At 65.7% G+C, this 2604-nt stretch carries 2 protein-coding genes; both read right to left on the bottom strand.

Annotation, left to right across the window (positions count from 1 at the left end; genetic code table 11):
* Positions 1-74 precede the first annotated feature (74 nt).
* Complete coding sequence (gene istB, locus BUA36_RS29820) at positions 75-875, bottom strand: IS21-like element helper ATPase IstB (protein ID WP_072791153.1); 801 nt, start codon at positions 873-875, stop codon at positions 75-77.
* Complete coding sequence (gene istA, locus BUA36_RS29825; RefSeq protein ID WP_072791156.1) at positions 856-2448, bottom strand: IS21 family transposase; 1593 nt, start codon at positions 2446-2448, stop codon at positions 856-858. The genes istB and istA overlap by 20 nt, the downstream gene beginning before the upstream one ends.
* Positions 2449-2604 lie beyond the last annotated feature (156 nt).

Raw genomic sequence — 2604 nt, forward strand, 5'->3', positions numbered from 1 at the left:
CCCCGTTGGCCACTTCAAATTCCCCCACCCTTGGCCGGGTCAAATTCCCCCAGGCAGGACAGTCGGATTGTAGTTTAATCGACCGCAGCCGGGTCATTTTTTGACTCGCCCTGCTTGACCAAGCCGGTCAGACGGCTGGCGGCCTCCTTCAAGCGGTAGCTCTTCCCCTCGAACTCCAGCAGGTGCGCGCGGTGCATCAGACGGTCCAGGATGGTGGTCGCCATGGTGTTGTCGCCGAGGTACTTCCCCCAGTCCTGCACCACCCGGTTGGAGGTCACCACGATGCTGCGCTTAAGCTTGTAGCGCTGGTGCACCAGCGACTGGAGCAGTTCGCCGCCGGCGTCGCTGATACGGCGGGCCAGGAACAGATCGTCGAGCACCAGCAGGTCGGCGTCTAGCAGCGTGCGCATCTGATGCCGCTGCTCGGTGGCGTCGCCCAGGGCGTATTGCCCAAACGCGCTGTCGGCCTCCAGGTAGCGCACGTTGTGGCCCTGCAGCGTGGCGTGGTAAGCCAGCGCCTTGGCGACGTGGCTCTTGCCGGTGCCGGGCTTGCCGATGATGAGCGCGTTGTGCCCTTCGGCGACGAAGTTGAGGGTGTGCAGTTCGAAGCACGCCGCGCGCGGCAGCTTGGGATTGAAGCGCCAGTCGAAGTCGGCCAGGGTGATGCGTTCCCCGAGACCACTCTGCTGGTAGCGCCGGTCGATGAGTCGCGAGCGGCGCCGGTCCAGCTCATCCTGCAGGATCGTCGAGAAGGTATCGAGGAACGGCTCCTGGTTGGCCTGCGCCTGTAGCACGCGGGTCTCCAGTGTGGCGCGTATGCCGGACAGACGCAACGAACGCAGGGCGCGCTCGATTTCAATCATGTTCATGCTCATTGGTGTGGCTCCTTGGTGGGTGGGTGGCGCTGGTGTGGGCGCCGAGGGTGAACAGGTCGGCGTAGTCGTCGCCGGCCCGGATCAAGGGGTGCTGCTGGGTCAAGTCCAGTTCGCCCTGCACGGGCGCGTCGATGTCGGCCAGCGCCGCGCTTAGCAGCCGCTCGGTCAGCTGCTCGATCGCCTTGTAGCTGCCGACGTTCTCGCGCAGGGCCTGGGCGCAGGCCTGGTCGATCAGGCGCCGCGGATAGCGCTTGACCAGGCCCACGATGCCCCACAGCTTGCGCTGGCCGACGCGCCCGTCGCGTTCGAACCAATGCTGGCACAGGGCCAGCGTGGCCGGGCCGATCTCCGCCGCCTGGCTCAGGATGCGACGCGTCTCGCGCGATGGATTGAACGGACGTTCGTCGTGGGGCAGCAGCAGACTGCCGGGGCGCTGGGCACGCGGGTGCGTGCGCAGCAGGGCGTGGCTCTGGCGGTCGCGGATCTCAATCTGGTGCTCGTAAAGGCGCACCAGCACGCGGCTGCCGATCAGGGCCGGCCGCGCCGCATAGCTGCTGTGGTCGATGCGGATGCAGGTGTCGTCGGCGACGGTGCGCTCGCACTCGGTGAAGTAACGGAATCCTTCCAGCGGCAGCGGCTTGAGGTGGGCGCGCTCCTCCTGGAACATGGCCTCGACCTGACGCCTTGCGCTGCCATGGATACGAGGCGCCGCCCACCGGGTTTCCCATTGTTCAAGGAAGGTGTTTTGTTCCTCGATGGTCTCGAACCGACGGCCCTTGAGCGCGGTGCTCTGGGTGTGCTGGATCGCGTTCTCGACGGTGCCCTTGCGGTTCGGGTCACGCACCCTCGCCGGGTCGGCGACGACGCCGTAGTGGGCCAGTACGTCCCTATAGACTGGGTTGAGCTCCGGCTCGTACAGGTCGGGCTTGATGACGCCTTCCTTGAGGTTGTCGAGGACCACATAGCTGCAGCAACCGCCGAAGTAGCGCCATGCCTGTTCGTGCAACCTGGCCCAGGTTTGCTGGCTCGATTCCCATACGACGCGGCGGAAACTGCGCCGCGAGTAGCGCAGGGTCATCACGAACAGGCGCGGACGACGGTAACGGTCGGTGCCGGGCACGCGCGTCATGGCGCCCTCGCCGTAGTCGACCTGCACCTCCTCGCCGGGCGCGAATTCGAGACGGTCGAACTGTTCCGGCTCCTTGGCCACCACCGCGCCGGCAAAGCGCTTGACGCTGTTGTAGCCGGCCGCGAAGCCGAAGCGGTCGACCAGGTCCTGGTAGATCGCGGTGTAGTTGCGGCGCAGGCGCAACTGCTCGGTGATGAAAGTGCGATACGGTTCGCACGCCGATGGTGATACGGTCGGCCCGGCCGGTGGCCGGGGTGGGGGAATTTGAACTTCCGAGCCGGTGGCCACCCCGGGGGAATTTGAAACTCCCCTAATCGTGCGCTGGGCAAGGCTGCGGATGGTCTTGCGGTCGACGCTGGTGATGCGGGCGATCTCGCGCTGGCTCTTGCCCGCTGCCAGCAGGGTCAGGATGGTGGTTTGCAGATGCGGTTTCAAGACGTTCACTCCGAACTCCCTCGACGATCGAAGGAGAAAGATAACGTCCTGCCAACGGGATGCTCCCGGTGGTCGCTGCTGGCGCTTCTACAGCGCCGCTATACGGTCAGAGGGTGGGGGAATTTGGGGTGGCCAGAGGTGGGGGAATTTGACCGGCCAACGGGG

Origin of the sequence: Duganella sacchari (assembly GCF_900143065.1) — a bacterium.
GTDB classification, from domain to species: Bacteria; Pseudomonadota; Gammaproteobacteria; order Burkholderiales; family Burkholderiaceae_D; genus Rugamonas; species Rugamonas sacchari.